The organism is Nonomuraea insulae, assembly GCF_042656245.1.
Genome location: NZ_JBHSPA010000023.1, coordinates 472,945 through 498,040 on the forward strand (window position 1 = coordinate 472,945; position 25,096 = coordinate 498,040).

Annotated in this window: 26 protein-coding genes; 14 read left to right on the top strand and 12 right to left on the bottom strand. The window is 66.9% G+C overall.

Going from position 1 to position 25,096, the window contains the following annotated elements; translation table 11 throughout:
* Positions 1 to 28: 28 nt before the first annotated feature.
* Positions 29 to 154 carry a hypothetical protein gene (locus ACFPZ3_RS19885; protein ID WP_379515639.1) on the bottom strand — a complete coding sequence of 42 codons (126 nt, stop codon included), beginning with the start codon at positions 152 to 154 and terminating at the stop codon, positions 29 to 31.
* Between the two features lie 14 nt (positions 155 to 168).
* Between ACFPZ3_RS19885 and ACFPZ3_RS19890 the strand changes: the two genes are divergently transcribed.
* Positions 169 to 888 (top strand): DUF4429 domain-containing protein, encoded by a 720-nt coding sequence (locus ACFPZ3_RS19890; protein ID WP_379515640.1) that lies wholly within the window; start codon positions 169 to 171, stop codon positions 886 to 888.
* Positions 889 to 1,204: 316 nt separating this feature from the next.
* On the opposite strand, the gene ACFPZ3_RS19895 is transcribed toward ACFPZ3_RS19890, so the two are convergent.
* From ACFPZ3_RS19895 to ACFPZ3_RS19905, 3 genes are read right to left on the bottom strand one after another with little or no spacing between them, the layout of a single operon-like run.
* On the bottom strand, positions 1,205 to 1,882 hold the full coding sequence (locus ACFPZ3_RS19895) for a hypothetical protein (protein WP_379515641.1): 678 nt from the start codon (positions 1,880 to 1,882) through the stop codon (positions 1,205 to 1,207).
* The gene (locus ACFPZ3_RS19900) at positions 1,879 to 2,760 is read right to left on the bottom strand and encodes a 5'-methylthioadenosine/S-adenosylhomocysteine nucleosidase family protein (protein ID WP_379515642.1); all 882 of its coding nucleotides are present in this window, start codon (positions 2,758 to 2,760) and stop codon (positions 1,879 to 1,881) included. Before ACFPZ3_RS19900 ends, ACFPZ3_RS19895 begins: the two co-directional genes overlap by 4 nt.
* Complete coding sequence (locus tag ACFPZ3_RS19905; protein ID WP_379515643.1) at positions 2,757 to 4,328, bottom strand: hypothetical protein; 1,572 nt, start codon at positions 4,326 to 4,328, stop codon at positions 2,757 to 2,759. Before ACFPZ3_RS19905 ends, ACFPZ3_RS19900 begins: the two co-directional genes overlap by 4 nt.
* Before the next feature lie 263 nt (positions 4,329 to 4,591).
* On the opposite strand from ACFPZ3_RS19905, the gene ACFPZ3_RS19910 reads away from it, so the two are divergent.
* Both ACFPZ3_RS19910 and ACFPZ3_RS19915 read left to right on the top strand, forming a co-directional pair.
* Positions 4,592 to 5,326, top strand: coding sequence for an NUDIX hydrolase (locus ACFPZ3_RS19910; protein ID WP_379515644.1), 735 nt, complete (start codon positions 4,592 to 4,594; stop codon positions 5,324 to 5,326).
* 456 nt (positions 5,327 to 5,782) lie between these two features.
* Positions 5,783 to 6,109, top strand: coding sequence for a hypothetical protein (locus ACFPZ3_RS19915; protein ID WP_379515645.1), 327 nt, complete (start codon positions 5,783 to 5,785; stop codon positions 6,107 to 6,109).
* A 51-nt stretch (positions 6,110 to 6,160) separates the two neighbouring features.
* On the opposite strand, the gene ACFPZ3_RS19920 is transcribed toward ACFPZ3_RS19915, so the two are convergent.
* Positions 6,161 to 6,553: a winged helix-turn-helix transcriptional regulator gene (locus tag ACFPZ3_RS19920; protein ID WP_379515646.1), complete on the bottom strand. Its 393-nt coding sequence runs from the start codon at positions 6,551 to 6,553 to the stop codon at positions 6,161 to 6,163.
* 76 nt (positions 6,554 to 6,629) lie between these two features.
* On the opposite strand from ACFPZ3_RS19920, the gene ACFPZ3_RS19925 reads away from it, so the two are divergent.
* Together ACFPZ3_RS19925 and ACFPZ3_RS19930 are read left to right on the top strand one after the other, a co-directional pair.
* On the top strand, positions 6,630 to 7,556 hold the full coding sequence (locus ACFPZ3_RS19925) for an NADP-dependent oxidoreductase (protein WP_379515647.1): 927 nt from the start codon (positions 6,630 to 6,632) through the stop codon (positions 7,554 to 7,556).
* A gap of 508 nt (positions 7,557 to 8,064) precedes the next feature.
* The gene (locus tag ACFPZ3_RS19930) at positions 8,065 to 8,931 is read left to right on the top strand and encodes a hypothetical protein (RefSeq protein WP_379515648.1); all 867 of its coding nucleotides are present in this window, start codon (positions 8,065 to 8,067) and stop codon (positions 8,929 to 8,931) included.
* Between the two features lie 210 nt (positions 8,932 to 9,141).
* On the opposite strand, the gene ACFPZ3_RS19935 is transcribed toward ACFPZ3_RS19930, so the two are convergent.
* On the bottom strand, positions 9,142 to 9,273 hold the full coding sequence (locus tag ACFPZ3_RS19935) for a hypothetical protein (RefSeq protein ID WP_379515649.1): 132 nt from the start codon (positions 9,271 to 9,273) through the stop codon (positions 9,142 to 9,144).
* Positions 9,274 to 9,377: 104 nt separating this feature from the next.
* Here ACFPZ3_RS19935 and ACFPZ3_RS19940 point away from each other — a divergent pair, with 104 nt between their 5' ends.
* Together ACFPZ3_RS19940 and ACFPZ3_RS19945 are read left to right on the top strand one after the other, a co-directional pair.
* Complete coding sequence (locus ACFPZ3_RS19940; protein ID WP_379515650.1) at positions 9,378 to 9,674, top strand: hypothetical protein; 297 nt, start codon at positions 9,378 to 9,380, stop codon at positions 9,672 to 9,674.
* A 13-nt stretch (positions 9,675 to 9,687) separates the two neighbouring features.
* A complete protein-coding gene (locus tag ACFPZ3_RS19945) occupies positions 9,688 to 10,236 on the top strand; it encodes a hypothetical protein (RefSeq protein ID WP_379515651.1) in 549 nt (182 codons plus the stop codon).
* 63 nt (positions 10,237 to 10,299) lie between these two features.
* Here the strand turns inward: ACFPZ3_RS19945 and ACFPZ3_RS19950 are convergent, their stop codons facing one another.
* Positions 10,300 to 10,518 carry a hypothetical protein gene (locus tag ACFPZ3_RS19950; protein WP_379515652.1) on the bottom strand — a complete coding sequence of 73 codons (219 nt, stop codon included), beginning with the start codon at positions 10,516 to 10,518 and terminating at the stop codon, positions 10,300 to 10,302.
* 109 nt (positions 10,519 to 10,627) lie between these two features.
* Between ACFPZ3_RS19950 and ACFPZ3_RS19955 the strand changes: the two genes are divergently transcribed.
* Positions 10,628 to 10,867, top strand: a complete 240-nt coding sequence (locus ACFPZ3_RS19955) for a hypothetical protein (protein ID WP_379515653.1) — start codon at positions 10,628 to 10,630, stop codon at positions 10,865 to 10,867.
* Between the two features lie 24 nt (positions 10,868 to 10,891).
* Here ACFPZ3_RS19955 and ACFPZ3_RS19960 read toward each other — a convergent pair whose 3' ends face one another.
* Both ACFPZ3_RS19960 and ACFPZ3_RS19965 read right to left on the bottom strand, forming a co-directional pair.
* On the bottom strand, positions 10,892 to 12,085 hold the full coding sequence (locus ACFPZ3_RS19960; protein ID WP_379515654.1) for a lipase family protein: 1,194 nt from the start codon (positions 12,083 to 12,085) through the stop codon (positions 10,892 to 10,894).
* 575 nt (positions 12,086 to 12,660) lie between these two features.
* On the bottom strand, positions 12,661 to 13,200 hold the full coding sequence (locus ACFPZ3_RS19965; RefSeq protein ID WP_379515655.1) for a GNAT family N-acetyltransferase: 540 nt from the start codon (positions 13,198 to 13,200) through the stop codon (positions 12,661 to 12,663).
* A 604-nt stretch (positions 13,201 to 13,804) separates the two neighbouring features.
* Between ACFPZ3_RS19965 and ACFPZ3_RS19970 the strand changes: the two genes are divergently transcribed.
* From ACFPZ3_RS19970 to ACFPZ3_RS19995, 6 genes are all read left to right on the top strand, one after another.
* Positions 13,805 to 14,032: a hypothetical protein gene (locus ACFPZ3_RS19970; protein ID WP_379515656.1), complete on the top strand. Its 228-nt coding sequence runs from the start codon at positions 13,805 to 13,807 to the stop codon at positions 14,030 to 14,032.
* A gap of 559 nt (positions 14,033 to 14,591) precedes the next feature.
* Complete coding sequence (locus tag ACFPZ3_RS19975) at positions 14,592 to 15,989, top strand: phospholipase A2 (protein WP_379515657.1); 1,398 nt, start codon at positions 14,592 to 14,594, stop codon at positions 15,987 to 15,989.
* 24 nt (positions 15,990 to 16,013) lie between these two features.
* Complete coding sequence (locus ACFPZ3_RS19980) at positions 16,014 to 16,520, top strand: hypothetical protein (RefSeq protein WP_379515658.1); 507 nt, start codon at positions 16,014 to 16,016, stop codon at positions 16,518 to 16,520.
* A gap of 369 nt (positions 16,521 to 16,889) precedes the next feature.
* Complete coding sequence (locus ACFPZ3_RS19985; RefSeq protein WP_379515659.1) at positions 16,890 to 18,098, top strand: plasmid pRiA4b ORF-3 family protein; 1,209 nt, start codon at positions 16,890 to 16,892, stop codon at positions 18,096 to 18,098.
* Between the two features lie 220 nt (positions 18,099 to 18,318).
* Positions 18,319 to 18,891: a site-specific integrase gene (locus tag ACFPZ3_RS19990; RefSeq protein ID WP_379515660.1), complete on the top strand. Its 573-nt coding sequence runs from the start codon at positions 18,319 to 18,321 to the stop codon at positions 18,889 to 18,891.
* A gap of 138 nt (positions 18,892 to 19,029) precedes the next feature.
* On the top strand, positions 19,030 to 19,935 hold the full coding sequence (locus ACFPZ3_RS19995; RefSeq protein WP_379515661.1) for a hypothetical protein: 906 nt from the start codon (positions 19,030 to 19,032) through the stop codon (positions 19,933 to 19,935).
* Positions 19,936 to 19,986: 51 nt separating this feature from the next.
* On the opposite strand, the gene ACFPZ3_RS20000 is transcribed toward ACFPZ3_RS19995, so the two are convergent.
* From ACFPZ3_RS20000 to ACFPZ3_RS20010, 3 genes are all read right to left on the bottom strand, one after another.
* Positions 19,987 to 22,053, bottom strand: a complete 2,067-nt coding sequence (locus ACFPZ3_RS20000) for a hypothetical protein (RefSeq protein ID WP_379515662.1) — start codon at positions 22,051 to 22,053, stop codon at positions 19,987 to 19,989.
* 133 nt (positions 22,054 to 22,186) lie between these two features.
* Positions 22,187 to 22,600 carry a hypothetical protein gene (locus ACFPZ3_RS20005; RefSeq protein WP_379515663.1) on the bottom strand — a complete coding sequence of 138 codons (414 nt, stop codon included), beginning with the start codon at positions 22,598 to 22,600 and terminating at the stop codon, positions 22,187 to 22,189.
* A 48-nt stretch (positions 22,601 to 22,648) separates the two neighbouring features.
* Positions 22,649 to 24,766, bottom strand: a complete 2,118-nt coding sequence (locus ACFPZ3_RS20010) for a hypothetical protein (RefSeq protein ID WP_379515664.1) — start codon at positions 24,764 to 24,766, stop codon at positions 22,649 to 22,651.
* Between the last annotated feature and the right edge of the window lie 330 nt (positions 24,767 to 25,096).

Below are 25,096 nucleotides of genomic sequence, written 5' to 3' on the forward strand. Positions count from 1 at the left end.
GGCAGGCGGGCTTTCCCCGCACCTCGGCTCAAGCGAGCCCTGAGGGCTCGGCGGATGTGAAGATGTCGCCGAACGTGGCGGTCGGCGACGTGCGCGGGCCCACCCGGCTCGTCGCGATGGCCGCCCGTCTGCGCAGCCGCCAGGGTTCGGGCACCTATCCTTGCTTGCATGGGTGACGTACTGAAGGGGCGAGGTTGCGCGTGGGAGTTCGAGGACGGGGGGCTGCGCATTACGCCTGAGCCGGGTAAGGCGTCGAAACTGAGCATGGAGCTCGGTGAGCGGTTCGTGCCGTACGACGCGCTGGCCGATGTCATGCTGGAGCCTGGTGCACGCGGCAGGATGGTGTTGCGGGTGGTTCCCCGGGAGGGAGCCGATCCGGTCATGTCCGCGGCAACGGGGCAGCTCCAGGAGTCGCTCGATCCGTACCGGCTGGTGCTGCCCGCCGCCACGGAGACGCTGGCCCACCAGTATGCCGACGAGATGCGCGCGGCCCTGTCCGAGCGCGGCCCGGCTGAGCGGTTCCTGATCGCCGGTCCTTCGGTGCCGCGTAGTTTCAAGGCATGGGACGGTGAGGCCGCCTTCGACGGGCAGGCTGTCACCTTCACCTGGTTGTCGTCCACAGCTTCCCCGGCCAAGTACACGGCAGGTGACCGGCGTTACCCGATCACCGAGATCGAGGGCGTCGAGTGGCATGCGCTGGAGGACGCTCGCGGGTCGTTGCGGCTGCGCATCCGTGGGCACCAGCGCCTCTCCAACCCCAACAACGATCCCGCCTCCGTGGTGTTCGGCATTGGCTGGGGAGCCACGCATCACTCCCTGCCCTTCGCCGCCGCCGTGCTGGCCGCCGTACAAGCTCACATGATCGAACAGGTCGCGGCGGAAGGCTGAGCCGCTGTCCCGTATATGACTTTTGTGCGCGTTGGTGCCTTGGAACTCAAGGCACCAACGGCCCGCCGGCAGCACGCAGGAGAGCGTCCGGCGGTGGCATGGCGCTCGGCGCGGCGCACGGCGGTGGCCGCCTCGCGCGCGACCTGGATGGAGAGCCGATCCGAGCCCGCCGTTCCCCGTGGGTGGGTCTCCGGCGGAAAGTTCAGAGGCCACACCCCACCCTGGCGTTATAAGGCATTCGCGTCACGGCCACATCTGGACCGTGTCGTGAAGAAAGGTCTCTCGGGGCAGGTTGTTAAGCGGTGAGCCCAGACGGTCAGCCGTCATGATTCACGTTCCGGACGCTGGTGCAAGCGGGGCCGCTGGTCTCCCAGGTGCTGGTGAAGATGCGGAGCGCGAGTCCGTAGAGCAGCCCCGGTGGCCGCGCGACCACGCACGGCGAGTTGCGGCCGTGTTCGGTCTCCCCGTACAGGGTGATGTAGGCGACCTCGTCGGTCAGGATGATGCGATACAGGTTCGGCAGGTCGTAGAAGCGCAGTTCGACGACGTCCAAGTGCTGCGCTGCTTCCCGCACGTACTCGGCGTTGTTGCGCACCTGCTCCTGCAGCATGCCCGGGCGCAGCCCTCGGTCAAAGCGTCGCAGTGACTCCTCTCGCCTGACCAGCCAAGAGCCCGGCCGGGGGTCGGGCAGCAGCACCCGGACCGCGTCGAGCGGCCGTACCGCACCGGACCAGATGGGGAGGAAGGCGTCTCGGGTGAGCTCGTTGCCGCGCCCAGTGAGCACACCCACCCACCGAGCCCTGGCCAGGTCGGCGGCCAGATCGTCCGCCGCCTGCCGCTGCTGGCGGTGCAGCTTGCGCACCCCCAGTCCGGAATATCGAGAGAGTGCGGCGACGGCCCAGTCTCGGGCACGGGCGGAGAGGACCCATCCCACCGCGACGGAGAGCACTGTTGCCGCCATCGAGCTGACCACACCCAGGGTGAAGTCGTTCATCGTTTGGTCTCGAAGTACGGGAGAAGGAGCCGCAGGACCTGGGCGGCGTGCCAGGCCGCGACTCGCTGAGGTGTGTCGGACTTGTTCCGGTCGGCGCGGTCGGAGATGCCGCGTACGACCATCCATCGGTGCTGCCGCCCGGAGGCGGCGGAGCGTTCATGGCAGGCCTGCCCGAGCCCGCCCGCCTCCATGTCCACGGCGAGGATCTTGTCGTTGAACGAGGCCAAGAACGCGATCTCGGCGGCGTCCTCGTCCGCGATGACCGCTTCTCCTGACCCGATGGGGCCCGCGTGCACCATCAGTGAGCGCGAGGTTCCCTCGGGGTCCGCGATCGTCAGACGGCGGGGCGGGTCGAGGTCGGTGAGGAAGGCGTTGATCGCGTGCCCGACGGCCGCGGGCACCGGCCGGGTCTGGCCACGGCGAGGGGTGCCGGTGGGCGTGACCTTGCGCAGGTCGTAGTAGACCATCTCGGTGGCCAGGATCACGTCGCCGATGGCCACCGACTCGTGAATGCCTCCGCCGATCCCCGCCAGCACGGTGATCTCGGGGTCGAAGGCGCCGACGAGGTTGGCGTAGGCGGCCATGGCGGAGCGTTGTCCCTGTTCGAGGGCCATGGTGGCGGCCACCGACACCCCGTTCACAACCGCCCGGTAGAACGTCAGATCTCCGACGCGTTCACTGCGCAGGCCAAGGGCGAGCCGCACAGCCTGGGTCTCGAGCGGGAGGATGGTGATCACTCCCACCTGGGCGCGCTCCGCAGCTCTGTCACGCGGCACCGCGGCGCCCCGTACCACCTTGGCGTTGCTGCCCACCGCCGAGTCGTGCACGGTCATGGTGCCGCCGTAGTTCAGAATGCCGTCGACGTGCTGCTGGGTCACGATCGTTCACCATCCTTATGGTCGTCGGGTTCCTGTTGCTGATTGGGCCGGTACTGGTTGGTCCGGGAGGCGTTCTGGCCGATGGCCGAGTCGCGGATTTCCATCCGGCCCATGTTGAGCACGGTCGCGCTGATGATCGTCTGTGCCTGCCTCTTGAAATTGGAGGTGTCCACACCGTGCGCCTCGAGGAACTTCTCCGTCGCCCATAAGAGCCGCTGCTCGATGATCTTCATCAGGCCGAGGATCTCGGCGCGGTCGTGCTCGGCGTCATGCCACGGGGTCGCGCGATCCTCACGCACCCGGTGCGCCGTCCCGACGGCCGAACCCCTGTGCGGCAGGACCGTCCAGTCGACGCGTGCCAGCAGCCAGCCCAGGAACAGTCGTGGCAGACCGGCGATTCGCCTCATGGCGAGGATCTCGTCCGGCAGGCGCAGGACCGCTTTGAGGCCCTCCCGCACCACGGATACCCATCCTCGCTCGCCGTAGTGATCGAGGATCTCGTAGTTTCGAGGGAGCCGGGTCAGGGCGCAGGCCGCGAAGTCAAGACAGAGCGTCCTGGCCTTGATGGTGACGCGGACGAACACTGTGACAACCACCTCTCCGGTCGGCGAGGTGGAGATCTCCAGGAAGTGGTGGAAGAGGCCGTAGGGAGCGTTGATGATCTTCCTGCGCTCCTCCGGGTCGAGCGGGCGGCGCAGGCGGTCCCGGTCGTTGGACAGGACCATCTCCTCAACGTAGATGCGGTCCCCGATGCTGAGGCCGGGCAGCGAGGTCGGCTCGCCTCCGCCCCCGACCTCCTCAACGGCCTTGTGCAGGACGTCAACCAGCTCGTCCGGCTCGAAGTTGCGCACCCTGTCCGCGCCCTCCGACGTGTCCGGCTTCGGAAGCAGGGGGACGGTCAGCGGGGGCAACCACTTGTGCACGAGTTCTCCCGCTCCGACGAAGATGTCCTGCCGATCTTCGAAGTAGCTCATCAGACGCGGTGGAATGTCGTCCTCGTCCTTGCCCTCGTCGTCTTCCTCGCCCTCCGTCACGGGCCGACGGTAGATCGCGTACTCGGACGCCTGCTGCTCGCGAATGCGTTGCATGCGTCGGCTCGGCCGCCCGGTTCCCAGCGGCTCGGACACCCACATGCGGTTGGCGCTCAGCCGCCGGCTTGCGGCGGCGGTGAAAGCGAACAAGGCCAGCGCGGCGACGAGCAAGGCGGCCACGCCAAGCACGTTTTCGACAGGCCGATGCTGCAGCGCCGCCGCCAGAAAGGGCACGGCAAGGAGCGCGATGCAGGCCATGGCGAGCAGCTTCACTTCACGTCGCAGTTCCTTCAGTCCGCGCTTGTGCCGGCGGTATCGGGTGCGGTGCAGGAAGTCGTCGATGGCCTCCAGCGCCCGCCGCCGCCCGACCGCGGGGAGCGTACGAGCCAGGCGCCGCAGCGCCAGCCAGAGCAGCAGGATGCACACCACCGTGACAGCCAGAGCGGGAAGGGCCAGCCACGCCCCGACGAACACGGACAGAAATCCCAACCGCTCGCAGACCTCCAGCATCAGCGCGCGCTTGGCATGCCCGACCACGGGAACCAGGTCGAAGCCGTACGAAGGAGCGACCCGGTGCGCGGGATCAAGCAGCACCCGCCAGATCACCGAGTCGCGGAAGTCACGGTCGAAGTAGACGCCGGCGCACAGTTGCCGGGCTGCCTTGCCCCGCGAATGAGCTGGTTGTCGGCCAGGTGAATGCGCATCGTCGCTCATGCCACCCCCACCACAGAACGAATTTAGGTAGCTATGACCTTAATCCCGGCGGATATAAAGTCAAGATGACCTAAAGGGAGAGAATCTTGTCACGCGAGCACCAACAGGGGGCTGACGTCACCGTCGACCTCGTGATCCTCACCATCCGGGACAGTGAGCTCCATGCTCTCCTTGTAGAGCGCGGAAACGAGCCGTACAGAGGCTGCCAGGCGCTCCCCGGTGGCTTTCTACGACCAGGCGAAACCCTGGAACACGCCGCCCGGCGGGAGCTGAAGGAGGAGACGGGCCTGGACACGGCCCTGCTGCATTTGGAACAACTCCGCGCCTACAGCGAGCCGGACCGCGACCCCCGCGGTCGCGTGATCACCGTGGCCTTCCTGGCCCTCGGCCCCGATCTGCCCGTTCCCGAGGCCGGCACAGACGCCTCCAACGCTGTGTGGGCGCCGGTGCCGTCGATCTTGGCCGAGCCTGGCCAGCTGGCCTTCGACCACATGACCATCCTGCGTGACGCGTTGGAGCGCGCCCGGTCGCAACTGGAGTACACAACGGTGGCCACCGCGTTCTGCCCCGAACCGTTCACCATCTCCGACCTGCGCAAGGTTTACGAGACCGTATGGGGGCTCAAGCTCGACCCGAGCAACTTCCGTCGCAAGGTCACCCGCGCCGACCGGTTTCTGGAAGCCACAGGGGAACGGCGGCTCACGGAGCCGGGCCGTCCCGCCCCCCTCTACCGCCGCGGTCCCGCCCACCTTCTGCACCCGCCGCTGCTGCGCGAGGGGCACCTTGCCCGCATCCACACGACCTCACCTGCCCTCCGTTGAGGGCCTCTGAACCGCCGGCTATCTCACCCGCCGTTTCCTCGCTGCCGCCGATCCACCTGCACGGCATCAGACACGATGCATGGACGTGCCGCCGTTTCAGCAGATCGCGGTGCCAACGCAGGACGGTATCTGGGCTGACGAGAAGCCGTAGCCGGCGCAGGACCTCGCGCGGCAGCGTTGCCAGGAGGGCGACAAAGGAAGGCCCGATCCTCTGGGACGAATCTCACCCTGGTGCCGACGCCTAATTGTCGTTCAAGGTCACGTCCACGGACGTGGTGTATGAATCGATCTTCGCGTGATCCTGTTTCTGCAGGTTAAGCGGTAAGTGTTGCGGGAGCGGGTTCTGAACCGGTGTGTCGCCGGCGATGAGTCGGACGCGGGCTTTGGCGAGGTGTCGGCTACGAAGGCGTCCGTGACTTCTACCGGGAATGGTTCGTAGGGCGGAACGCGGCCGACGTGTCCATCGAGTCGCTCAGCCGTACGGTCGGGGACGCGAGCATCGTCGATGAGATGATGATCACCTTTATCCATGACCTAGAGATTCCGTGGATCCTGCCCGGCGTGCCCGCGACGGGCAGGCAGGTACGCGTCCCGGGGATCGCGATCGTGGGCTTCGAGGGAACAGCCGTCGCGAGCGAGCGCATCTACTGGGATCAGGCCTCCGTACTCGCCCAGGTGGGCCTGCTCGATGGCGAAACGGTGAAACGACTGCCCATCGTCACCGATCCCCAGGGGTTGCTGGCCGGCACCGTGGCCCCCAACCAGTTGGCGCGTCCCCGGTAGCGCGGGTTACCGGTTCTGTACCGGCCGGAAGATCCCTGCTTCGTGCCGGTGTCAGCGGCCGGTCCCGCCGCTGGGGACGGCCGGCTCGGGATGGGCGTCGAGCGCGTCGAGCACCGCGTCGCCGTGCTCCCTCGCCCACTCGGTCAGCATGTGGATCGGCTCGATCAGCGTCTCCCCGAGCGGGGTGAGCTCGTACTCGACGCGGGGCGGCACCTCGGCGTAGGCGTGGCGGCGGATGAGCCCGTGCGCCTCGAGCCGGCGGAGCGTCTGGGTGAGCACCTTGCGGGAGATGCCGCCGATCAGCCCGGCCAGCTCGCCATGGCGTACCGGGCCCCTGCTGAGGCCGTACAGCACGACCACCGTCCACTTGTCCGCGATGAGCTCGACCGCCAGCCGCGCCGGACAGTCGGCGAGAAAGAGACCGCCGGAACCGAAACCGCTCATGGCGCCAAAGGTACCTGGTGGTTCCTATCGCAAAACATAGCCTGGCCTCTCCTCCCCCTCCCAGGCCAGGAGAGTCATGCGAATCATCACCCAGCAGAAGCTCGGCGGTCCCGAGGTGCTCACCATCGTGGACGCGCCCAAGCCTCAGCCCCTCCCGACCGAGGTGCTCGTCCGCGTCAAAGCGATCGGGCTGAACCCGCTGGAGGCGCTGATGCGCGCCGGCAGGTTCCCGCTGATCGGCCGGCCGCCGTTCATCCTCGGCTGGGACGTCAGCGGCGTGGTCGAGGAGACGCGGACGTGGAGGTTCAGGCCCGGCGACGAGGTGTTCGGGATGCCGTTGTTCCCGCGGGCGGCGAACGCCTACGCCGAGGTCGTGTCGGCGCCGGCGATGCACCTGGCGCGCAAGCCGGCGTCGCTCTCACACGTCGAGGCGTCAGCGCTGCCGGTCGTCGGGCTGACGGCGTGGCAGGGCCTCGTCGACCTCGGCGGCGTGACCGAGGGCGACCGCGTCCTGGTCCACGGCGGTGGTGGCGGGATCGGCCACGTCGCGATCCAGATCGCGAAAGCGCTCGGCGCGTACGTGATCGCGACCGCCGGCGGGAACAAGCGGGAGTTCGTCGAGGGGTTCGGCGCCGACGAGGTGATCGACTACACGGCGGCCGACTTCACCGAGGCAGTCCACGACATCGACATCGTGCTCGACACGATCGGCGGCGACACCGCCGAGCGGTCGCTCGAAGTGCTCCGCCCAGGCGGCCACCTGGTGACGGCGGTCGCCATGGAGGATTCGGAGCTCGCCGCCAAGTACAAGGCGGCCGGCATGCGCTTCAGCGGCATCGCGGTCGACCCCGATCCGGCTGCCCTGCGAGCTCTCGTCGAACTCGTCGAACAGGGTCGGCTCCGGGTCCACGTACAGGAGACGTTCCCGTTCGAGCGCGTCGCCGACGCGCACCGACTGCTCGACGGCGGTCACCTCCAGGGCAAGCTCGTCCTGACCATCTGATCCCGTCGCGGGGCCTTCACGTGCCGATGAAGGCGGTGTGCCCGAACACCTCCAGGACCACGAGGCCGTGTCCCGCTCGAAAATACGGTTTCGTGCTGTGAGCTCAGGTTTTACCGCATGATCAGGGCGGTGGCTGCGACCATCTCGAGGTGTTCTTGTCGTTGGCTTACCGGTTGGTGGGGGGCTTGTTCGGCCTGCTGACCGTGCTGATCCGCTCTGATCTGTCCAAGGATGTTGAGCTGTTGGTGCTTCGTCATGAGAACCAAGTGCTCCGCCGCCAGCTCGGCAGTCGATCGCGGTGGCGCCACCTCGACCGGCTCGCTCGCGGCATCGGAGAATCCAGGGTGAGTTGGCGCGCCTGGGCTACTCGATAGCGGCCTTCACGGTCGGGGAGATCCTGCACGCGTCTCCACCAGAACGAATACGCCCTCAGCGCTTGATCAACCAGTCACTGCAGAAGAGCTGCACTCTTCTCCAACTGTCACATGTGGCTGCGACACTCGCCCCCATGACGACACAACCACGCTGGACCGACGACCTGTTTCCGTTCCCCACCCCACCTGCACTCGTCAAGGTGATCGACATCGCCTGGGAGGAGGGGTTCCTCACGACGGACCTGTACGAGGAGGGCCTGTACGACGCTTCCCGTGTGCAGACCAGCTTTGCCTTGCCCTTCGACCTGTGCGAGGTACCCCTCGCGCCTCCGGGATGGGAATACTGCTACGCGGGGGAAGTGTTCCGCCGGCACCATGTCCCGTTCATGTCCGTACCGGAACTCCTGCCCTTCGCGGACCTGGGCAATGGCACCTGCATCGGATGGGTGGTCCCCGCACCGGAACTTGGGCGCACCGACCATCCCGTTGCCTCCTTCGGCCACAAGGAACCAGGCGTCATCGGCCGGAACACTCTGGACGGCCTCACCTTTCTGCTCTCCCTCGCTCTGCGCAGCGGAGGAGAGCGCAGGCGCACCCAGGTGGCACGACTGTCCACCGAACTCGGCATCCAGCCCACCCCGGAGTACGGGGTCAACCCCGGCGGCGGCGATGCGGAGATCCCCCTCGATCTGGCGCCGCCGGCCGGCTGGCGCCACGAACCCGACCCGTCCGGTATCGGTATCGGCGTTCTTGCACCAAACGACGCCTTTGCCGACGACTACCCCTTGTTCACCGGGGAGACAGACATCATCCTGACCGACGCCTCCCGAATGCTCGATGCGGGCCACCCGGCGAGCGCTCTTCTGGGACTCACCGCCGCCCACCACGAGGATGTCCAGCGCTTCCCGGCTCTCCATCCCTTGTGGGCCCGCGCTTACGACGATCTCGGCCGCACGCTGCTCCGAGAACGTCTCGACGTCATGCTGGAGAACCACCAGTGAGACGACCTTGGGCACACTCCGGTTCAGCCCAGACCTGCCACAGGTTCCGTCGCCTTGCTCCAACGGCACCAGGCGCTTTGCACCCGCTCTGGGAGCGGCATCCCAATCAACCAGTCACGACCACAAAGCCCGGCTCAGAAACTCACTGAGAACGACGAGCTACACCCCAGCCGATCTGGCCCTCCACCCCGCCCTTCTCCTGCGCGCCGATCAGGCCGGGCGGCAGTAGTAGGCATCGATCACGGCCCAGCTGCGGAAGACCACCCATCGCTCCGACTCCACCCGGGTCCGGGAGAAGCCCAGCACCTTGGCCACCGCGGGCTTGACGTTGTCGTAGCGCACCCTGCCCGCGGCCAGCCCTTTAATATGCGGGTCTCGTTGTCAAGCTTCGCGGCAGGAGAAGGGCGGGCGCGACGGTGAGCTCGCGTGACGAGGTGTGGCGTTTGATGCGTCGGGACGACTTGGTCGGTGAGATCACGATCGAGGATGCGGATGGGCCGTGGCTCAGCGGTCGGTTCATTGCCGGGACTGCGTTCCCTGACTTGGAACCGCTGTTCCAGCAGGAGCTGGTGCTGCTCGACACTCTCGATGAGGACTATGAGCGGTGGGAAGCGATCTATGGCGAGATCACGCGAGCGGTGCAGCTGGTAGCGCCTCATGGTCCAGTGGCAGAGTTCGTGCTTCATGTTCAGGACGGTGAGGCGTGGTTCCGTTGGAGCGACGAACCGTTCGCTGAGGAGTAGGAGCTGGCTGGCTGTGACCGATGCTGCGGCTGAGCCCAAGAAACGTTTCCTGGTCCTGCATGACTATGGCATGGGCGGGGCGTGGTGGTGGGTCCATGCGACGTCGTCCCGGGAGGTCTTGGAGACGTTCGCCGAAGTGGAGGTCATCGACAGTCCGCAGGCTGTTGACCAGGCTGAGGGATGGGATCTGGCCGAGGTCGATATCGACTCTCACGCCATGCCCGGGGGCTTGGATGACCTGCGGGCCAAGCGGGACGCTCAGCGTGCTCTGCCCGGCTTCGGCGCGTTCGCGGACAGGCCTGTTCTCTATCTGCGGGAGCGTTGGGATGGCGGCGACGGTGTGGACCCGGCGACCTATCTGATGGAGATCGGATCCGGTGGCCGCCGGCTCCGCCAGGTGGAACAGGCTGACGACGGCACCGCTATCAAGAGTGATCCGAATGATTGGCAGTTCAATCCGCCTGTCGTGGATCTCTTCGATCCTGAGCTGGTGGAGATGGAGATCAGCCCAGACGAGTTCGAGGGAGCGTGGCTGAGCGCAAGGAGGGAATCCTCTTGGTAGTCGCGCCCCTGCCGCCTTGATCATTAGATGATGCCGCCAGCGTCCGGCAGGCTGTGCGTTCGGTCACGACGCCTGTCCGTCGAGGCGGTTGAGCAGGCCATTGGAGATCTGTTCGCGGGCAACTTGCCCCTTGGCCGCGACGTCGTCGCGTTGACGTTCAAGAGTGGGTCGGAATTCGATGGTGGTGACGAAGAAGGTGCAGGACTCGCAGATGGAATCCCACGCGAGCGCCCACCCGACCACGCCCGGCTCCACGTGCGACTTCGAGCCGATCCGCACCATCCAGGTCCTGCCCGCTCCGGCAGGAATCCGCTTCCCGCACGTCAAGCAGGTCTTTCTGGTCGAACGCCACGTCTACGGCCTAAGCTGAACGCCCCTGTCGAGCGTCGCGGTGCTGGGCGTCACCAACCTGCCCGCGACGCTGGCCGGCCCACGTCGCCTGGCCGAGCTGGTCAGGGGCGAGTGGTCGATCGAAAGCAAAGATCATTACGTAAGAGACGTCACCTTTGGGGAGGATCGATGCAAGGCCCGGACCACCTCGGCTCCGTCGATCCTGGCCACCATGCGTAGCTACCCGATCGGTGCGTTACGCCTGCTTAACTTCACCAACATCGCCGACGGCACCCGCTGAGCCCGCGACCTGAGACCGGACGGATCAAGCCTGGTTGCCCGTGAAACCGGCGACCACCAGCGGCAGCGCCTTGCGGACGGTCTGGTTGTGATCCACGCTGCCCGCGTCGGTGAGGGTCTGCGTGGCGCCGTGAGAACGCAGTTGACGCCGGCAGTACAGCGCGTTGTCATACGCGACGTCCTGGTCGCCCTTGGCGTGATGCAGACGGACCGGAACGGCCGGCTTCCAGTTGCAGGTGGAGTCGAGCGCGGTCAGCAATTCTTTCAGTTTGCCGGTCGGCTTGCGCACCCTGTCCAGGAACTTCGCGGTGAACAACTTCTCGGACGTCGGCGGCAACGCCTGAGCGATCTCCGCGGCCTGGTGGTTCCCGTCGAACAGCTCCTCCACCTGCTTGTCGTACGGGGCGCGGAAGGCCTCGCCCGGCGTGCGGTAGACGTCGGTGTAGCGGTCCGCCGAGATCACGAAGTAGGCCAGGTAGAGCGAGGCCATCCGAATCTTGTCGTCCGCCGCGGCGGCCTCGAAAGAACTCAGGTCGAACGGACCGGCGATCGGAGCCAGGCCGCCCAGCCGGAAGTACGGGTCCTGCCCCTGCTGCAGGAAGCGCCCCACCATCATGGTCGCGGGACCACCCTGCGAGAAGCCGCTGACCAGCACGCGCGAGTCGAGCCGGCGCTCGTGGCCCCTGGTGAAGGCGCGGGTGGCGCGCAGGGCGTCCACCGGGGCCGAGACCGTGGTCCGCGGGTCTCCGTAGGTGTGATATCCGGGGCCCGTGCCCAGGCCGAGATAGTCAGGGGCGGACACCGCATGCCCGGCCCCCGCGAACAGCAGCGCCGCGGCGCGATCGGTGGATTTCTCGTTCACTGAGGCCACATCGCCCCGGTAGACGGTGGTGCCGTGCAACCAGGAGACGACTCGCAGGTCGCGCCGGGTGTTGTCAGGCAGGGCGACCAACTGGCTGGCGGTGGTGGACCGGCCCTTGGCGTCCACGGTGCGATAGACAACGCGATAGGCGCTGACCCCGTATTTCACCTGCGTCGCATCAATGCCGGCCGCCTTGAGCCGCTCGGCGACCTGGCCCTTGTCCAGCTTCTCCACGAGGGTCGAGGAGACCACAGCGCCGCGCGCCACGGTTTGCGCCGCTGAGGCTTCGGCGGGGAACGTGGTGGCAAGGCAGCCCAGGGCGAGCCCGGCGGTCACTATGGCGCGAGAAAAGGTCATGCCGAAACCCTAGATACGGCCGCATAGAGCGGCATTGCTGGCGACACCCTGGTTCTTGGTAGTGCCAGCCTTACCCCTGCGCCGCCGTGGAGCGTGAACGGCGTCTTCGTCCCGCCTGGCCACCGCATATACCCAGCTCAGCTCACGACTGGCCGCTGCCGTACCAGGTCATGGACCGCTGCGGTCCAAGCGTCTGCGACGGTTGGCGCATCGCCTAGGAGTTGAACCTTTCAACGGCTGCAGAGCGAGCTTGCTCGGCCTCGGCCATGCGAACTTTCCCCGTCTCTTCGTCGAGTGGGAGGGTCTTCGACCCGGTCGGTGCTTGGCGCTTGTGTAGGAAGAGCTCTTTGGTTGCATTTGCGAATCGAGGTGGGCGTTTGAGGCGCTGTTGATCCCATCGGACAGCTTGTTTCCTCCGCCAGCGGCTCCGGGTCGGTGGTCGATGTAACCACGAGGGCCCCGACGGCCCCGAGCGGCCAAGCTCACCGCCCAGCGCAAGGAACGCGCTCGTCTCCGCAGGGAGAAAGGCATCCGCTGGGACGGACGCCCCTCGCAACCGGAGCCTGACCAGAACGTCAGATCCTCGCACCACAGGCGATGCGGTACAGCACGTTCGGACGCAGTGGCCCTTCGGGCGCGGTGGGGTCGTCGAAGTCGTCGGCCGGGTCCCGTGTCATGCCGATTCGGCGCATCACCGCCTGTGAGCGGAGGTTGGTGGTCGTTGTCACAGCAAGGATCTCGGGAAGTTCAAGAGTGTCGAAGCCGTAGGCGAGGACTGTCAGCGCGGCCTCGGTAGCGTAACCCTGGCCCCAGGCCGAGCGGGCGAGCCGCCAGCCGATCTCCACTCCTGTGAACGGCATGTCGTCATCCACTGGATCCAACCCCGCAAAGCCGATGAACTCACCCGTGGCCCGCACCTCAACCGCCCACCACCCATAGCCTCGCTGGTCGAACTCGGCCTGGAACCGCGCCACACTTGCATCGCTCTGTTCTCGGGTAAGCAGGTCGCCCAAGTGCTCCCGAACCTCCAGATCGGCATTCATCGCCGCCCATGGTTCAAGGTCGGAGTCACGCCATCGACGGAGCATGAGGCGATCGGTACGCAGTTCAGCCATGTCGCCCAGCCAACGTGAGCTCTGGCCTCGATGCAATCCCTTTTTCTGGTGACACCGCGACGCAGAAAGAACATGCACTTGGGTCAATCCCAGGCCACTGTACGAAGCGACCATCGACCCGGCGAACCTATGCGGTCACAGCACCAGCAATCACGAACCCAGTGGGCCTCCTACACCAACCACCCACGCTGCCCGTAGGCCACAGCGACAGCATGGCCGCCTACACCGCACGCCTACCGGCCGCCGCACGCCCTCACGGGCCTTTGGTCGTGGCCTGCCGCGCGCGACCCAGGACCACGGCGGACCGCGCGGGATGACGCCCCAACCGGGGGCGTAACAGCATCCGGCATAGCGCCATCCGACACCGGAAGAACGCCTATCCGGCGGGTGAGCTGCACGTTTCTTCCCCGAAGCTCGCAGTCACGCAGAGCGATGTGTCCGATACTGTTCGGGAAGATACCCGGCGGCACGAGTGAAGGAGACGCCCCCGTGTGCGCGATGCGGTTCGCCCCGTCCCAGCTCATCGTCAGCCTCTCCTACGACCTGAACAACCCGATGAAGATCCGCGCCAAGCACAAGGTCGCCGGCATGCTTCTACTCGATCGTGAGCACGCCAACCGTCTTCGAGCGAGGCTGGAACGTGCCGGGCGTCTACCTCCTGCTCGACCGGCCGAACGCCGAGGGCCGCTGGGGCGCCTACGTCGGCACGGCCGCCACATCCGGACTACGCCACCGCGTCCTGCGCCAGCTCAAGGACCGCGCCCGCATCGCCGCAGGTCAGAACATGATCAAAGCGCGCCCTGCAGGATTCGAACCGCGACCGTCGAATTAGAAGAAAGATCTTTTGGTGTCGCGCGGTGCCGCCTGGTGGTGATTCGTGCCGCCTCCACACATTTTGCGGGTCCGGCAGTGCCGGGCACTGACAACACGTGACGGGGCGCACGAGCACTCGCCGAGCACGGCGACATCCCGGACCATGGCCGCTACGACGTTCCCCGCCATCGAACCGTACAGCGCGCCTCGCCGACGGCCCCACTTGCCGCGGCGCCCAGCATTTGCGCTCGTCGAGGTGCCCTCCACGCCAGACCCGCAGGACCTCGATCACCGATCAACGTGCGCACACACAGAGTCCCGATCCACCTAAAGACACGAGCCGTGGGCCGGGGCATGCAGTTTCATCGAGAGGCAGGTCCGCCCAGACAGCAGACGTCCTCGACGGAGACGTCGGGACTCGCGCGGCCAGGCTGTACACAGCCGGCTCTCATCACGCAGGCAGTCGCAGTTGCCGATCACGATGGAGGCAGGATTCTGCCGCGCTCCGTAGATACCGTTCCGGTATGGAGCGGAGACACCGCTCACCGCAACCACACGTGAACGCATAAAGTAATCAAGTGATTGCGCTAAGTCCCTTAATTGTTCCCCTGCTTCCCTTCGGCGGCCTGGCACAGGTCGCACCCACACCGCCGGGATACGCAGATCCAGCCACGGGAAGCTGGCTGACCAGTGCCATCGACCTGTCCGAGGACGGCCTGCTGGTTAGTCGCAACCACACCATCGGTCGACGCGGAGACCCCGTCCGTACCAACGAGCGCGTCCTGGGACCCGGCTGGCAGCTACAGCCGCTAGGCGGCATGCTGGGCAGCCGATTGTATGACCACAGCGACCACGGCTATATGGACATCGAGCTCAACTCGGGCGCCGAGTCTCACCGCTATCTCGCCGATCCGTCCCGGCCCAGCACCTTCGTCTACTCCAGCGGCATCATGGTGAGAAACGGCGACGGCACCTTTACGCACACCGACGAGACCGGCCTGGTCATCACCTGGTCCCAAGTGCGCGGCCAATTCCTCCCGGTCTCGGTGGGCCTGGCAGACGGCGACTTCCAGAGCGTCACCTACGACGCACACGGCCGAGTACATCGCCTGATCTCCCCCGCCACTCCCGGGGCGGACTGCCGGAAACCCGACTCGGCGTTGTGCTCCACGGCGACCTTGATCTACGCGCACAGAACCACCGCGACACCGTCCACCTTCGGCGAGGTGAGCGGGCTGCTCGCCTCAATCGACTACGACGCCGCCGGTGACACACCACCAATGACCGCGATCACCTATCGCTATGACGCCCTTGAACACTTGCGCCAGGTCCGCGACTTGCGTCGGCCAGGCGCAGCCGGTGATCCGGGGCGTCGGTTCGCATACACCTACTCCGGAAGCGGCGACATCACGAAGATGACCACGACGGAGGAGGGATCATGGCACCTCACCTACTCCTCTCCCGGCACATTGGCGAACGCGGCACGGCAGACCATGAGGCTCGGCGCCCGAGCCTGCCCCTCCCCCTACGCCGCCGATTACATGCTCCGAGGCATGTGCAAGACCAACGTCGACGTTCGACAGGGTGCGAGCAAGGTCATGCGGCCCCCGTTCTGGAAGGGGACATTGACCGGCGGATCGGTGATGGGCATCACCAACGACGGCTGCAGCGCGCCCATCGTCGGCAACAAGCCCACCTACTGGCTGGACTTCCGCGCCGCATGCGACTCTCACGACTACGGTTACGGCCTGATCCGCAACAGACTGAACGGCGAGCAGAACGGCCTGGACCGCTCCCGGCGCACCCACGTCGACGCCGTCTTCCTGGCCATCATGAAGGAACGCATCTGCGCCGGCATCACCGGCACGGTCGCCGACCCCTTCCGCGGCACCCAGTCGTCTAAACGGTCCATCTGCCTGAGCTACGCCAACACCTTCTACAAGGCCGTTCGAGCCAAGGGCGATGGCGCACTGTAAGCCACCACCTCATGAAGAGGACACATGATCCACCTCCTTAACCACGGCCCGACGTCGACTCGCGGCCCGGTGGCACTCACGATCACCTCATACGTGGCCGCCGTCGCCCTCCTGACCTGGGCGACGATCAACGGCCAACTGGGCGGCTACCTGTACGGCTGGATCCTGATGACGGTGCTGGCCTTCCCGGCCTCGCTGCTCAACCTGCTCCTCGACGGCCCACTCCGGCATGCCCTCATCGGCCAGACCTCCGGCGACGAGATCTCCCCTTGGAGCTACATCATCTTCGCCTGGCCCGGCCTGCTCATGGCACTCATACTGGCCTGGAGCCTGACCACGCACCGGCCCCATCGCGTCACTTCCATCGCAAGCTGGTCCCTCACCACGGTGGTCCTCCTGGCCGGCATCGTGATCACTTTCGACCAGTGGGCCCCCCGCCGCCCCTACGGCTGGCCCTTCGTCCTCTGCGGGACAGGCATGGCCATCGGCCTGCTGCTGACCCGGCGAGCCGAAAAGCGAACAGGCCAGTGAGAGCCCCAGCGACAGGAAAACGCGGAGTGCCGCCTGTGCGTGCAGCGGTGACGCTGAGCGTGCTACGGAAGGCGCTTACGCGGTTTCGGAACAGCACGAAAATCGGCGGCCACGGCGATGTTCCCTCCGCTGGTGACGGCAGTCGTCGCTGTTCAGAACCCGCCGTCCACCCTCGCTCACGAAAGGGATCAGACACCCCGCGGGCTGCCCATCCTCAAAATGAGGCGGTGGGGCGGGCCAAGAAAGAAGCACTCGACCACCGGCAAGACGACCGAGATCCCCTCACGCCATACGACGGTGTCTTCGGCCAGGGAGGACTCATTCGCGCGGCGCGGCTGGGACCGCACGCTGCGCCATACTCTGAACGCTATGCAGGAGAAGTTGCGGGCGTTCACCGAGTGGGTGGGCGGAGGCCGGAAGCTGACCCAGACGGGGAAACTGACGCTGTCGGACGCGCGGGCGCTGGTGGCGCTGCTGGAGACCGGCGACGAGATCGACCCGAAGATCGGCGACCGGGTGTTCCGGACGAAGAGCAGCACCGAACTGCCCGGCTTGAACCTGATCGCGGAATGGGCCAAGGCGGCTGGGCTGGTCCGGGTGGTCAAGGGGCGACTGCTGCCGGTGAAGAAGGCGGCGCCACTGCTGAAGGACTCGAAGCGGTTGTGGGAGGCGTCGTTCACGGCGCTGGGGAAGATGAGCGAGGCGCTCTTCCCCAAGAACTACTGGTACACCTCGCTGGTCGGCGAGAAGTTCACGCTCATCTGGCCGGCGCTGCTGCGCAGGTTGAACAGCGGGCCGGTGCCCGTTGCGGATCTGCGGGAGCTGGCCTGGGAGATCGCCTCGCCGTACTACGAGATGCACGACCCGCAATCGCAGCGGCGGATGGCCGGCCAGGACCTCGATCGCCTGCTGACCGTCCTGGTCCGGATGGGCGCGCTGGAGCTCACGGAAGAGACGGCGACTCTGACCCCGGCGGCGATGAACACCGTGCGGCGCAGCCTGGGTGAGGCCGCACCTGGAGAGCCGATCTACCAGATCCGGGTGACGCTCCAGGAGAGTGCGGATCCGGTGATCTGGCGGCGCTTGCTCATCTCACCCGAGATCACGATCGACAGGCTGCACGACATCCTGGTCGCGGCCATGGGCTGGGAGAACCGTCATCTCCACCTGTTCACGGTGAGCGGTGTCCTGTACGGCGAACTGTCACCCGAGTGGGATCTGGACGTTCTGGACGAGAAGAAGACCTCGCTGGCGGAGGCGCTCGCCCAGGCCGGGACAGCCATTGAGTACGAGTACGACCTGGGTGACAGCTGGCGGCATGACATCGTGCTGGAGGAGATCCTCACCGCGGAGGAAGGGGTCCGTTACCCGGTGCTGGTGGACGGGGCAGGCGCTTGCCCGCCAGAGGACGTCGGCGGCATCGGAGGCTACGAACACTTCCGTCTGGTGCTGGCCGATCCCGAACACGACGAGCACGACGAATATGTCCACTGGGCCGGTCTGGAGAGCGCGCAGGAGTTCGACCCGGCCCGGTTCGCCTTTGAAGCCGCCCGCCGAGCGCTGGCTTCGGCTGAGTGATCAGATGCACATCACAGACGCGCAGCCCGCGCGCCTCCCCGCCGTAGCAGTCGCCCCGCACATCAACGGCTGAAACGCCGCGAAGCGGATTCCTGCACGGAAACCCTGGTGGTGTCCGGTCGGGACCCACCGCGGCAGCGCCGACCGCCACACCCTGAGTTCCCCCCGTACTCCGGACACTTGGCTCGCGACTTTCCTGGCCGGCATCGCGCAGGACGACTTGTATGCCGCTTGGTGGCTGGCCGCGCTGCGCGGCCTGCGCCGGGGCGAGCTGGCTGGCGATCTGCAGGCCGCGGAGCTGACGGTGGCACAGCAGCGGGTGCACGCCGACGGCCAGGTCGTGGCCGGGCCGCCGAAGAGCGCCGCCGGCTGCCGGGTGGTGGCCCTGGACGCGCAGACCGTACGGGTACTGACCCGGCAGCGCGAGCGGCAAGAGAAGCTGAGCGCGACGGCGGGCACCCGCTGGCAGCACTCGGGATACGTGTTCACCACCGCGACGGGTGCGCCGCTGCGGCCGGACTACCTCACCGGCCGCTTCCGCCGGCTGGTGGCCGCCTCCGGACAGCCATCAATCCGGCTGCACGACCTGCGGCACGGCGCCGCCACCCTGGCGCTGGCCGCGCACCCCGATCCGGAGGTGGTGCAGGCCATGCTCGGGCACGCCAGCATCGTACTGACCGCCGACACCTACGTCTCGGTGCCGCCGGAGGTGGCCCACCAAGCCGCCCGGGAAACGGCTCGGCTGGTGCGGCAAACCAATGCCCGCCTACATGGAAGTCAGCGTGTCCGTTGACACAGGGTCCGCGAGTGAGCGTCGCATGGTGAATTTGCGGCGTCCTTCCGCCGGCCGGGATTCACGTCGCCATCACGACCCGTCATCACTTGCCAACGAAGCAGTGCGGAACGGGCGTCAGGCTGGAAGCGTGAAGGCGTGACGATCGAAGATCCCATCCACATGCTGGGACGCTTACGGCTGGGGAGGGAGGAGTACTGCCAGCGCCTTCTGAGCATGTTGATCGTGAGCGGCTCTTATCCCCGATGGAACAGTCGTACTCACCCGTCACCCCAGGGTGTCCAGTTCCTGCGGTCGCTGGATGAGCTGTCTTTCGGACGGAGTGAGTGGAGCGGGCAGCCGCTGTTCGTGGACGAGTTCGAGTTGCGCCCGCGCCACGACGACGAGCAGGGCGGAGCACCCGACTACGCGGTGCTGTGGAAGGAACGACTGTGGATGATCGAATTGAAGACCGAGAGTTCAAGCCACCGGCGAGACCAACTCTCCGGTTATTACGCGCTCGCCGGTCATCATCATCCGAATCTCACCGTGGATCTCACGTACCTGACGCCACCGCTCACCTTCACGCCGCCCACCGAAGGGAACGGCAGGAGGTTCGCTCATGTGACCTGGGCCCAAATTCTCCCTCTGCTGCAGGATGCCTGGAGCCAGGGCACGGACGTAGAACGGCAGGTCCTCACGACGCTGCTGGCGGCGTTGGACAGCATCGGGTCGAACTGGGCCGACTGGCGGGCGCAGCGGCTTGGCGCCAGGAGAGACGAGCCGCCGGCAGTCGAAGTCCAGGCGATGGCCCTGGCTGAGGCGACCGCGAGGGACGGACGGCAGCGAGCGGTGGATCACCCGACAGCGGACCTGGAAGAACTGCAACGTCTCCGCCTGGCCCTGCGAAAGGCCATCTGCGCTGGTCCGGGACAGTCCCCTCTCCGCCACGTACAGCCCTGGCTATGGAACCTCACGACCAGCGGCGGTCACGCACTCACAGCCTCCGGCCAGGACACAGGGTTCGAGCTGCGCCTTTCCCGATACCAAAAGCCAATGTGCTAGCGACCGCGGTACGCAGCCACCCATCGCGAAACCTCCCGCCCTCACCATGGCTCAGGCAAGCCGTTTGACGATGGCACGACTGATCCGCTGCAGTTCCTCGTCGTTGTCGATGCTCGCGAACCGGCCTCCGCGCTGGGGACGGGTCAGTTCCGAGCGGAGCCGCGGCAGGGCAGGCGCAGCGGCGGGGCCCATCCGGTCCAGGCACGCCACCACATGATTGGCCGTTGCCGGGTTCTGCTCCCATGCCTGGAGCAGGGTATCCAGAACAACCCGCGCCTCAGCCTCACCGCCGATCTCCCAGAGCGCCGCCGCACCATGGACACGGACCCATTCATAGTTGTCGGTCAGCAGCTCCCGCACGCGCGGCAGCGCGGCCGTAACAGGCGGGCCGATCTCGCCGAGCACATCGGCTGCCAGCGTCTTCCAAAAGAAGACGCCGCTCCCAAGCAGATCATGAAGTAGCGGCATCACCTCCTCCTGGTCCCCGCTGACCGCCCACACCGCGCCAACCGCAGCGTGCCGCACGTGAGCGTCGGAGGCCGCGGTCAGTGACCGGATCGCCGGAAGTGCGGGCGCCGCCGCAGGACCGAACGCCGCCAACGCCTTCAGAGCCGAGCACGTGGTCGACCACTGCTCGTGACGTACGGCCGCAACGAGGGTATCGGTGATCACGGGCAGCGCTGTCTGATCGTCGAGCGCGGCCAGAGCGGACATCAATGAACCGGCGCTCATGCCCAGCCGCTGCTGAGCATGGTCAATGCGGCGCACATGGTCGCACAGCCGAGGCACCAGCTCCTGCGACGCCTCCGGCAGGGCACCGGTGACCTCCACCGCGCGCCAGTCGTCGACGCCGCAGTCCAGCGCCGCCAGAAGACTGGGCACCGCGCGCACATCACCGAGGCGGGCAAGGGCTCTGACCGCGTTCTGATAGGCCCGGCGCAGCTGCTGCTGTGGCGCGCTCCACAGGTCCGGCGCGTACGCGGCGACATACGCGGCGAGCAGCTCGCAGGCCGGCTCGGCGATTGGGTGACAGGTCTCAAGGACGGCTGCCGCCTCGGCCGCGACTTCGTGGTCGCCCGTGCGGAGTTGTCTGGCGACCTGGGTGATGAGCCAGGTGTGGTCACCCCGCCAGGACGTCATGAGCTTCTGGCTCATCCGAATCGCGTCCAGACGGGAACCGGGATCAGGGCTGGCCAGTTGCTCCGTGAGCAACGCCGTACGCTGGGGTACCCGCGTCGCCAGCGCCTCGTGGAACGTGCGCAGTAGATCCGTGGTCGGCGCGTGTACGCGCCCTTGTCGGTCAAGGTCTTCGAAGGCGGCGACGATCTGCGGTGGCACTCTGTTCGCTGAACCCGCTGAAGGCGCCTGCCGGGGTGCATTCCGCCACGCCGGATAGCCTGCCGCGCCGTGCGCCATCTGCCGCAACAGGCCAATCGTGGTCGGGACGGCATCCTCGCCGATCTGTTCCGGGGCGCAGCGGGCCTGCTGCACGACGGCCGCCAGCCTGATCCCCGGGTCCAAAGTCGCATCGGCAGCCAGCCCAGCCAACCGGGCCATCACCTCGTTCGCCGACGTGGGCAGGCGCAGGGCCAGCGTCCCCATCGCCTCCACGATCAGCAGTCGCTCGACCAGCCCCGCCTCGGCCGACAGCCGATTCCGCAGCACCGCCCCGGCCCGGTCCGCGTCATCGAGGAACAACCCCAGCCCCGGAATCGCGGCCCGGCGCACGTGGCGATCGGCATCTGCGGCGAAGGCGACGAACGTCTCCGCCCGCTCGCGGACCACCGTCGCGGCTCCGGCGAAGTCCACCAGGTCGGCGTATTCTTCTTCGCACTCCTCGACGGCTACGCGCCCGATGCTGACCAAGAGCTCGACGATCGCGGTCCGCTCGGGGGCGGTGGGATCACCCGCCAGCTCGAACAGAAACGGCAGACTCGCTGTCGTGCACGGCACTACCATCCCCTGATGATGGACGGCACTGTAGAACCTGCTGAGAGCTTTGTGCCGCTCCTCCCTATCAGTGGAGCGCAAGGCCAGTAGCAGCTCCGGAACCTCATGTGCCGGGCCGTACGCATGCTCCATCGATGCCCAGTCGATGTCGTGGAGTCCCTCGAACATGCGGGCCATGATGCCCGATCACACTGACACTGGATCACCGCGCTGAAGGCTGGGGCAGCGCCACAAGCGTAGGCCTCCGGGCCGTAGCGAGGTCAGGGGCCGCATCGCGGTCCCCGAACAAACCCGGCGCAGTTCAGTGCTGGCCCACCTGGGCATGCTGAAGGTCGTCGTCCGCCAAGACCAGAAGATCAGCCCACGGTTGCAGGAGCGGGCCACGCGAATCCGGAAGACGGCTCGACCAGTGCTCGGCGCAGCGCCGGCTGAAGCTCAAGGGCTGATTCAGCTTCGCCTCGCATCTGCCCCATACCGCCGCAGGGCGCGGGCGCTGCTTAAGTTTCCGCGGGTGGAGAAGCGCGCCCTGCAGGATTCGAAGCTGCGACCGTCGGAATAGAAGGCGGGGCCGGGTCCTGACGGCGTGTGACGGGGCGTACGAGCACGCACCGAGCACGGCGAACATCCTGATGCGGTCATTGCCGAGCACCGGGATCAGGTTCGGGACCATTTCGGCGAGCAGGACGAACAGGATGAAGGCGGCGTCACGACTCACCCACCCGCGTAAACCGTGAACGCCACGCCTTCAGTAGATCATCCCGTGTCAGGGCTTGGCCGCGGCGCTGACGATGCGGCCGGCTTCCTCCTTGGTGATGAGGCGGGCGGCCACCAGTTCGGCGGACTTCTTGGCGACGTGGGCGATGAGCTGGGGCCCGGTGTACTTCTCGTCCTCGATGAGGTCCTCGATCGTGCAGCCGTCGGGGCGGTAGCGGTTGGCCACCCCGGTGTCGCGGCCCTTGATGGTGACCGTCGGGGTCAGGTCGGAGCCCTTGCAGGCGTCCGCCGGAGGGGTGTAGCGGAGCAGACGGGCGCCGCCCTGAACGGAGCCGAGGGCGTCCTTGGTGCCGCTGCGGAACCAGATGTTGCCCGAGCCGTCCTGGGCGCCCCGGTAGAGGCCGGACTCGACGGCGGTCGTGAACGTCTTCGACAGCGGGTCGATGCGGAACACCTTCCCGTCGAGGGAGGCGTAGACGTGCTCGTCGGGGTTGACGTGCAACTCGTCCGAGACGCCGGTGTATCCGGCGGGGAGCTTGACCTGCTTGACCACGTTGGCCGTGGCCGGGTCCATGATGAACACCGTGCCGTCGGCGAGGCCCCAGAGCAGCCCGTCGGGGCCCTTGACCAGCGCGGTGATCGACTTCGCGCCGGGCACCGGCGTGTGCTCCGATCGCTTCTCGCCCGAGGCCAGGTCGTAGGTGAACACCTTGGCGTCCGTCGCCTTGGGCGTGGTGCCGCCGCCGCCATAGATCGACGTGCCGCCCCACAGGGTGTTCCCGAGTACGGCCAGCGAGGTGACGCCCTGGTCGGCGACGGGGGCGCGCCGTACCGTGTGCTCGCCTGAAGCCTCGTCGTAGACGGTGAGCGCGCCGCCCCAGAGGCCGTAGTCGGGGGTGCTGCCGATGTAGACCTTGCTCCCGGCGGCGGCGAACGCCACGGGCCGGTTCTGGCCGTCGCCGATCAGGCGGAACAGCTCACGCGGGTTCGTGTCCGTGACGAACGGCTGGGCCGGGTCGTAGTGCATGATCGCGCCGTTGGGATAGGTGCCCAGGTAGAGCTTGCCATCCTTCCAGAACCACCCGTCGGTCTGCGCGGCCCGGCCGAGCTGGGTCACCTTGCCGGTGGCCGGGTCGAGGACCGCGACGTTGCCGTTGATGTAGAGGTTCGTGTAGATCCGGCCGTCCGGCCCGGCAGTGACATTGTTGATGTCGATGGGCTGGTACGGAAACGGCAGCTTGAAGCGCTGGGACGCGCCGGTACGCGGGTCGTAGGAGAACGCGTCGCCGTTGTAGTTGCCGATCCCCGCGTAAAGCGTGCCGTCGATGAAGCCCCAGCCCACCCCGGCACCGCCCGAGGCCACCCCCGGCACCGCTTCCGGCCGGTCGGCGGCCAGGTCGTAGCGCCACAGCTCGGTGCCCGAGGTGAAGTAGACGTAGCCGCCCTCGGCGACCTTGGTCGTGCCGCGCGAGTTCATCGTGAACCCGTCGGCCAGCACCGCCCCCGAGTCGGGATCGAGGACGAGCGCCTGCCCCTTGCTTCGCTTGACGAACAGCTTGCCCGCCACCAGGTTCAGGTCGTACGGATAGCTCGGATCGCCGCGCAGCGCCTCGGGCCAGATGTCCCGCTTCTCCCCGGTGGCCAGGTCCAGCCGGATCAGATGCCCCGCCGAGCCGACCGCCGCCCACAGCAGTTGCCGGTCGGTGTCGACCGCGACATCCGGCGTGTACTGCTGGCCCTCGACCATCACTCCGAGGTCGCGGAACCCTTCACCCGGGGTGTACGAGAACGCCTTGGCCCCCGGATACGTCCCCCCGTAGACCTTGCCGTCCTTGCCGACCTGCAGCCCGTAGGCGTACAGCTCCCCCGGCACGACCTGCCCCAGATCGGTGGCCTGCTCCTGGCCCGGCTTGAAGGAGTACAGGTGACCGTTGGGGTAGGTCCCGGCATAGACGGTCCCGTCGGCGGCCTGGGTGATGCCCCACCCGCCGGACGAGCCGGGCAACTCCACGGTGTCCCTCAGTTCGCGGGTCACCGGATCGACTTCGGCAACGACCCCTGGCGTACCCATCTGAACACTGAAAACGGCCGGCCGCCCGTCCTGGCCGGTGCCGAAGTGCCCCTCGAAGACGGTGAGCGCGGTCGACTGGACGCCGAAGTCGGTCACGGTTCCTTGAGCTGGGAAAGCGGCTAAGAGAGCGGACAGCAGGGCGGAGAGGACACGCATGGGTTGCACTCCTGGGAAATTACGGTCATGAGCGGAACTGCTTGGTCGGGGCCGGTATCGGCCCCATACGAGATAACGGCCCAGACCGTAAAAAGTCAACAACCGGCCGAGGAACGCGGCCTGTGCGGCGTCAGAAGTGCTCCCTGGCACTTGACCCGGCCTTCTATCCTCGGCACTCGTGTTGCGACGCCTGTCCCGCTCGAAAACACGGTTTCGTACTGTGAGCTGGGGTTTTGCTGCGCGATCAGAGCGGTGGCTGCGACCATCGCG